5 protein-coding genes are annotated in these 8045 nt (G+C 69.7%); 3 read left to right on the top strand and 2 right to left on the bottom strand.

Annotation, left to right across the window (positions count from 1 at the left end; translation table 11 throughout):
• The first annotated feature begins 199 nt into the window (after positions 1–199).
• Positions 200–808, top strand: coding sequence for an ankyrin repeat domain-containing protein (locus ABZX90_RS43455; RefSeq protein WP_355213684.1), 609 nt, complete (start codon positions 200–202; stop codon positions 806–808).
• A 116-nt stretch (positions 809–924) separates the two neighbouring features.
• Here ABZX90_RS43455 and ABZX90_RS43450 read toward each other — a convergent pair whose 3' ends face one another.
• Positions 925–3207: an MMPL family transporter gene (locus ABZX90_RS43450; protein ID WP_351120834.1), complete on the bottom strand. Its 2283-nt coding sequence runs from the start codon at positions 3205–3207 to the stop codon at positions 925–927.
• 228 nt (positions 3208–3435) lie between these two features.
• Here ABZX90_RS43450 and ABZX90_RS43445 point away from each other — a divergent pair, with 228 nt between their 5' ends.
• Positions 3436–4287, top strand: coding sequence for an SMP-30/gluconolactonase/LRE family protein (locus ABZX90_RS43445; protein WP_355213683.1), 852 nt, complete (start codon positions 3436–3438; stop codon positions 4285–4287).
• A gap of 551 nt (positions 4288–4838) precedes the next feature.
• Positions 4839–7229, top strand: coding sequence for a M4 family metallopeptidase (locus tag ABZX90_RS43440; RefSeq protein WP_355213682.1), 2391 nt, complete (start codon positions 4839–4841; stop codon positions 7227–7229).
• An 83-nt stretch (positions 7230–7312) separates the two neighbouring features.
• Here the strand turns inward: ABZX90_RS43440 and ABZX90_RS43435 are convergent, their stop codons facing one another.
• Positions 7313–7933 carry an L-threonylcarbamoyladenylate synthase gene (locus ABZX90_RS43435; RefSeq protein ID WP_351120840.1) on the bottom strand — a complete coding sequence of 207 codons (621 nt, stop codon included), beginning with the start codon at positions 7931–7933 and terminating at the stop codon, positions 7313–7315.
• Positions 7934–8045: the final 112 nt, after the last annotated feature.

Here is an 8045-nt window from a genome sequence, read left to right as displayed (position 1 = left end):
TGGCCGTGCGCCTCCCAGCCGGCGGCGGTGGTCCGAACCGAGCTCAGCAGCAAGGCGATCCGGGGCAGCCGGGGGGTTCTGCGGCCGGTATTCTTGACGATCCCTGTGACGCGGCAACCCTCGACCGGTGCCGCCCGCAGAGATCCGCGAGCCCTCACCCGGCCCGCCCCCAAGGTGGACGACAAGGAGCACAGCCACCATGACCCCGCACGACCCCGCCCTGCTCGACGCGGCCCGTGAGGGCGACGCCGACGCCGTGCGTTCCGCGCTCGCCGCCGGCGCCGACCCCGAGGCGCGCGACGACCACCGCCGCACTCCTCTGCTCCTCGCCTCGCTCGGCGACCACGTCGGTGCGGCCGAGGCACTCGTCGCGGCAGGTGCGGATCCGAACGCCCAGGACGACCGCGAGGACAGCCCCTGGCTGATCACGGGCGTCACCGGCAGCGTCGCGATGATGCGCGCGCTGCGCCCGGCACGACCCGACCTGAAGGTGCGCAACCGCTTCGGCGGCATCGCCCTCATCCCCGCGTCCGAGCGCGGCCATGTCGACTACGTCCGGGCCCTGCTGAACGAGACGGACATCGACGTCGACCACGTCAACCGGCTCGGCTGGACGGCCCTGTTGGAAGCCGTCATCCTCGGCGACGGGGGCCGGGCGCACCAGGAGATCGTGGAACTGCTCATCGCGGTGGGCGCCTCGCCAGAGCTGCCGGACGGCGACGGAGTGACGGCCCTGGAGCACGCCCAGCGGCGCGGGTTCACCGAGATCGCGGGCCTGTTGAGCGCACCGCGCGACGGCCGTCCCTGACGCAGGGGAACGAGGTCGCCGGGCGCACCCCTGAACCACCCGCCCTCATGGGGCAGTTCGGCCATCACCTCGATCGCCGACGTGGTCCGAACCGGTCGTCGGCGCGCCGGCGGGTGTCACCCGGCGGCCGGAGGGCGTACGGGATCGGGAGCGGCGGCGCTCTCCTCGCCCTCCGGGTCGATGTGCGGCAGGATCCGGTCCAGCCAGCGCGGTGTCCACCAGGCGCGGGCCCCGAGCAAAGTCATCACCGCCGGAACGAGCAGGAGCCGAACCACCGTCGCGTCGATCAGGACACTCACCGCGAGGCCGAGTCCGAGCATCTTGACCACGATGTTGTCGCTCACGATGAACGCGGCGAAGACGCTCACCATGATCAGAGCCGCACAGGTGATCACCCGGGCGGTGATCTCCAGGGCGTGCGCCACGCTGGCCTTCGCGTCCCCGGTGGCCAGCCAGAACTCATGGACCCGGGACAGCAGGAAGATCTCGTAGTCCATGCTGAGCCCGAAGATGATCGCGAACATCATCATCGGCACATAGCTCTCGATGGGCACCTTGCCCGACACCCCGAGCGCCGGCCCGCCCCAGCCCCACTGGAAGACGGCGACGACGACACCGTACGAGGCTGCGATGGACAGCACGTTGAGGACCGCCGCCTTCACCGCGACGAGCAGTCCGCGGAAGACGATCAGGATGATGATGAAGGCGAGCGCGACCACCACGAGGATGATCAGGGGCAGCCGGCTCGAGACGATGTTGCGGAAGTCGACCTGGGCGGCCGTGGTGCCGGTGACATAGCCCTTGGCGCTGGTGCCGGACACGGCCTGCGGCAGCGTGTCGTCGACCAGACGGTTCGTCAGGTCGGTGGTGTCCTGGTTCTGCGGGGACACCTTGGAGTAGACGGTGCCCACCAGCACGTCGCCGTCCTGGGTGGTCGTCAGCGGCGTGACCACGGCCGCACCCTTCACGTCGCTGAGGGTCTTCTGCGCCTGCGACGACAGCGAGGAACGCTGACTGGACGGCACATCGGTCTGGTCGATGACCACGGTCAGCGGACCGTTGGAGCCGGCCCCGAAGGAGTCCGACATGATGTCGAACGCCCGCCGGTCCGTGAACGAGGTGGGATCCGCGCCGTCGCCGATGTGCCCGAGCTGGATCGAGAACAGCGGGATGGCCAGCACCAGCACCGTGAAGAGGCCGCCGGACAGGAACCGCCAGGGATGCCGCTGCACACGCAGCGCGTAGCGGTGCCAGGTGCCGTGCGCGGGCATCCCGGGGTCGGCGTCCGTCTCCGCGACCGGCTTGCGCACGTGGTAGCGGTCGATGCGTCTGCCGATGAGCCCGAGCATCGCGGGTACGAGGGTCAGCGCACCGATGACCGCCGAGACGACCGTCACGGCCGCCGCGAGGCCGAGCAGGCTGATGAAGGAGACACCGGAGACGGACAGCCCGGCCAGGGCGATGATCACGGTGCAGCCGGAGACGAGGACGGCCCGCCCACTGGTGGTCGTGGCCCGGCCCGCCGCCCTCACCGGATCGGCGCCGTCAATGAGGTTCTGCCGGTGACGGGTGACCATGAACAGTGCGTAGTCGATGCCGACGCCCAGCCCGATCATGGTGGCGAGCGTCGGCGACACCGTCGCGAAGGTGAACGCTGCGGCGAGGAGACCCAGACAGGCCAGACCGCCCAACACACTGAGCAGGGCGGTCACCAGCGGAAGACCCGCCGCGATGACGCTGCCGAATCCGATGAGCAGGACGACGATCGCCACCGCGAAGCCGATGAGCTCGCTGACGCGGTCGTCCGGCGCGGGTCTGGCCAGTTCGCCCAGCGTGCCGCCGTACTCGACGTCGACGCCGGCCGACCGCAGCGGCTGCACAGCGCTGTCCACACCGTCGAGATAGCTGTCGCCGAGGAGCGAGGGCTGCTCATCGAAGCGCACGGTGATGTAACCGGTCTTACCGTCGCTCGACAGCGGCCCGACGTTCTGCTGCTGGGACTGCCCCGAGGGCGGCTGGGAGCCCGGCGGCGGCAGCGGATTCTGCGCCGACAGGACGTGCGGCAGCTTCTGCAGATCGCCGACGGTCTGGCTCATCTGGGAACTCAGCGACGTCAGGGGTTTCTGCGTGTCGCGCAGCACCACCTGGGCGCCGTAGCCGCCGGCCGCCGGATCGTGCTTCTTGAGAACGTTCAGTCCTTCGGTGGACTGCACTCCGGGAAGCGAGAAGTTGTCCGAGTACTCTCCGCCGAACGAGCGGTTCAGTACCTGCAGCGCGGCGAGCACGACGAGCCAGGCCACGATGACGATCACGAAGTGCCGGGCGCACCACTCACCCAGCCGCTGCAGTCTCCCGGGCTTCTTCCGCCCGCTCTCCGGAGTGGCTTGCCTCGCCGTCATGCGCTGCTCCTGCTGGAAGAAGACACCTTCGACTTCGTCATTAAACGACGCGACGATCACCACGGCCTGCCGAGATCCGCGGAGCGGGGGCGCGGCGCCCACCCGATCTCCGGCGGAGCCGGTCCGGGCCCCTTCGCCGTCGGCGGCCGGGATGTGTCGATTCCGGCGGTGTCCGTTCGTTCAGTCAGTGGGACACCGGTGCCGTACCGGTGCGGAACGAAGGCTGTGATGAGGATGTACGAGGTCCGGACGCTGCTCGAAGGACGCGGGCTGGTCGAGTCGCCGCGCTGGCACGGGGACCGGCTGTACTTCTCCGACTGGACCGCGGGCGAGGTCATCGCCCTCGATCCGCAGACCGGTCACAGCGAGGTGGCCGCCCGGGTGGCGTCGCTGCCCCTGTGCACCGACTGGCACCCCGACGGCCACCTGCTGATCGTCTCCTCCCCGGACGGTCTGCTGCTCCGCCGGGAGCCCGACGGCTCCCTGGCCACGTACGCGGATCTGGGCCGGCCCGGCTGGAACGACATCGTGGTCGACGGCCGCGGAAACACCTATGTCAACCGGGCCGACTTCAACCCGATGACGGGAGAGGCGTCGAAACCCGGCTCCGTCTCGCTGGTCACTCCGGACGGCTCGGTGCAACAGGTGGCCGACGACATCGCGTTTCCCAACGGGATGGCCGTGACACCCGACGGCTCCACGCTGATCGTGGCCGACTCCTACCGGCACAACCTGGTCGCCTTCGACATCGGCGTGGACGGCGCTCTGTCGGGCCGCCGTGTCTGGGCCGACCTGGGGGAGGGCACCCCGGACGGCATCTGCGTCGACGCACGGAACGCCGTCTGGTACGCCGATGTACCGGGCCGGTGCTGTGTGCGCGTCGCCGAGGGCGGTGCCGTGCTGGACCGGGTCGACCTCGACCGCGGCGGCTTCGCCTGCGTCCTGGGCGGTCGCGACAGGAGGACGCTGTTCATCGTGGCCGCCGCCTGGCGCGGCATGACGGAGTCCGAAATGGTGACACCCGGCTCCGGCCAGGTGCTCGCCACCCGGGTCGAGGTGCCGGGAGCGGGCCGCCCCTGACGACGGGGTCGCGCCGGCCGCGGGCCCCTCGTCCGCCGCGACGGGCGGCACAGGGCACCGGCCTGTCCTGACACGGCTGCCCGGCGGCCACCCCGACCGGGTTGCCGCCGCGGGCAGTTCGTGGAGGTAGCCCCCGACGGTCGGCAGGCCGAGGCCGGTTGATGGAGGCTGTGCGCAAGGCGCGTGGCGTGCCGGTCGGTTCGCAGGGCCGGTGCGCCAGGGAAGTGGGGTCGGGCGGTACGCGGAACCGCCCTTCCGGGGAAGGGGTTTCGGCGGCGGCTGTGCGCCGATCGTCGGCGTTGTCGCACCGGGGGCACGGCGCGGGACAGGGTGTTCGGCACGCGGGCGTAGGGATAACCCTCGATTCGCAGCAAACGCATGTCATGCCTAGGTCAACGGTGCGATCCTTCCCCCGACCTGTAGGGCAGGTGCCCCACGCCCGCCCTCGGTCGCGTTCCCGCACGCCCCTGCTCAGCTCTTCCCGGACAGCACATCCCGTCTGCCCGGTCTGTCACCGGCCGCCGACCGCGGCCGAAGCAGTAGGAGTACGAGTGAGACGTTTCCCCCGTCAGGCGACCGCGGCCGGAGCCCTGGTGGCCACCGCCGCATTCCTGGCCGTCGGTATACAGACGGTCCCGGCAGTCGCCAAGCCCGCCCCCCACACAACCCCCGTGCGCACAGGGGGACTCGAGGCCAAGCTCACCCCGGCCCAGCGCGTGGCGCTGCTGAAGAAGGCATCGAAGCAGACCACGGCGACCGCCGGCACGCTCGGCCTCGGCTCGAAGGAGAAGCTGGTCGTCAAGGACGTCGTCAAGGACAACGACGGCACCCTGCACACCCGTTACGAGCGCACCTACGCCGGGCTCCCGGTGCTCGGCGGCGACATCGTCGTCCACACTCCGCCGGCCTCACAGGCCACCGGCACGGTGAGCACGACCTTCAACAACAAGCACACCATCAAGGTCGCGAGCACCACCGCGTCGTTCAGCAAGGACGCCGCCGCGGCCAAGGCGCTCACGGTGGCCAAGTCGCTCAAGGCGCAGAAGCCCGCCACCGACAGCGCCCGCAAGGTCATCTGGGCCGGCACCGGAACCCCCAGGCTCGCCTGGGAGACCGTGATCAGCGGCTTCCAGGACGACGGCACGCCGAGCAAGCTGCACGTCGTCACCGACGCCACCACCGGCAAGGAACTCACGCGCTACGAGGCCGTCCAGACCGGCACCGGCAACACCCAGTACAGCGGCACGGTCACGCTGAACACCACGCTGTCCGGCTCGACGTACCAGCTGACCGACTCCACCCGCGGCAGCCACAAGACGTACTCGCTGAACAACGGCACCTCCGGCACCGGCACCCTGATGACCGACGCCGACGACGTCTGGGGAACCGGCGCGGGCTCCAACACCCAGACCGCCGGCGCGGACGCCGCCTACGGCGCCCAGATGACCTGGGACTTCTACAAGAACACCTTCGGCCGCAGCGGCATCAAGAACGACGGCGTCGCCGCCTACTCCCGCGTCCACTACAGCACGGCGTACGTCAACGCCTTCTGGGACGACAGCTGCTTCTGCATGACGTACGGCGACGGCACCAGCAGCACCCATGCGCTGACCTCGTTGGACGTGGCGGGCCACGAGATGAGCCACGGTGTCACCTCGAACACCGCGGGCCTGAACTACACCGGTGAGTCCGGCGGTCTGAACGAGGCGACCTCCGACATCTTCGGCACCGGTGTCGAGTTCTACGCCAACAACGCCTCCGACGTGGGCGACTACCTCATCGGCGAGAAGATCGACATCAACGGTGACGGCACACCGCTGCGTTACATGGACAAGCCGAGCAAGGACGGCGGCTCCGCGGACAGTTGGTACTCCGGCGTCGGCAACCTCGACGTCCACTACTCCTCGGGCCCCGCGAACCACATGTTCTACCTGCTCTCCGAGGGCAGCGGCACCAAGGTCATCAACGGTGTCACGTACACCAGCTCGACCTCCGACGGCGTGGCCGTCGCGGGCATCGGCCGGGCCGCGGCCCTGCAGATCTGGTACAAGGCGCTCACGACGTACATGACGTCGACCACCAACTACGCGGGTGCCCGCACCGCCGCGCTGAACGCCGCCACGGCGCTGTACGGCGCCAGCTCCGCCCAGTACGCGGGTGTGGCGAACGCCTTCGCCGGCATCAACGTCGGCAGCCACGTCACCCCGCCGACCAGCGGCGTGACCGTCACCAACCCGGGCAGCCAGTCCTCCACCGTCGGCACCGCGGTGAGCCTGCAGATCTCGGCCAGCAGCACCAACACCGGCTCCCTGACCTACGCCGCGTCGGGTCTGCCGACCGGTCTGTCGATCAGCAGCTCGACGGGCGCCGTCACCGGAACGCCGACCACCGCGGGGACGTACAGCACGACCGTCACCGTGACGGACAGCACCGGAGCGACGGGCACCGCGTCCTTCACCTGGACGGTCAGCAGCTCGGGCGGCGGCACCTGCACCGCGACACAGCTCCTCGGCAACCCCGGCTTCGAGTCGGGCAACACCACCTGGACCGCCACCAGCGGGGTCATCACGACGGACACCGGCGAGGCGGCCCACGGCGGCTCCTACAAGGCGTGGCTGAACGGCTACGGCTCGACCCACACCGACACGCTGTCCCAGTCGGTGGCCGTCCCCAGCGGCTGCAAGGCCACGCTGACGTTCTACCTGCACATCGACACGGCCGAGACGACCACCAGCACCGCGTACGACAAGCTGACGGTCACGGCCGGATCGACCACGCTGGCGACCTACTCGAACCTCAACAAGGCCACCGGCTACGTACAGAAGACGTTCGACCTGTCCTCCTTCGCCGGCACGACCGTCGCGCTCAAGTTCAGCGGCGTCGAGGACTCCTCGCTCCAGACCAGCTTCGTCGTGGACGACACCGCCCTGACGACCAACTGACCGGCACTACCTGACACCTTCCGCAACCGCCGCGCCGTGGGTCCTCCGCGAGGACGACCCACGGCGCGGCGCCGTTGCGGGGCCTACTCGAACCGGGCGGGATCACCCGCTCCGAGGCGTACGATCTCGGGCTCGGCACCGGAGAAGTCGATGACGGTCGTCGGCTCGGTACCGCAGTCGCCGGAGTCGATGACGGCGTCGACCACGTGATCGAGGCGATCCTTGATCTCCCAGCCCTGGGTCAGCGGCTTGTCCTCCTCCGGCAGGAGCAGGGTGCTCGACAGCAGCGGCTCGCCGAGCTCGGCGAGGATCGCCTGGGCGACGACATGGTCGGGAATCCTCACCCCGACGGTCTTCTTCTTCGGGTGCAGCAGCCGGCGCGGAGCCTCCTTCGTCGCCGGGAGGATGAAGGTGTAACTGCCGGGCGTCGCCGCCTTGACCGTGCGGAAGACCGCGTTGTCGATCCGTACGAAGTGCCCCAGCTGCGCGAAGTCCTCGCACATCAGCGTGAAATGGTGCCGCTCGTCGAGCTGGCGGATCGAACGGATGCGGTCGATGCCGTCCCGGTTGCCGAGCGCGCAGCCCAGCGCGAAGCAGGAGTCCGTCGGATAGACGATCAGCCCGCCGCTGCGGACGATCTCCACCACCTGGCTGATGATGCGGCGCTGCGGGTTGTCCGGGTGCACGTCGAAGTACTTGGCCATGCTTCGAGCTTAGGGGGTGTCCGGCGGATCAAGTCGGAGGAAACCTGCGGCGCCTGATCAGCGCACGTGAGCGGGGCCTGGTGCGTCCAACTGCAAGGCGGAGGAGGGCGTC

The sequence above is a fragment of the Streptomyces sp. NPDC002935 genome (genome assembly GCF_040611295.1).
Classification (GTDB): Bacteria; Actinomycetota; Actinomycetes; order Streptomycetales; family Streptomycetaceae; genus Streptomyces.
This window is presented reverse-complemented; position numbering and strand designations above follow the sequence as displayed.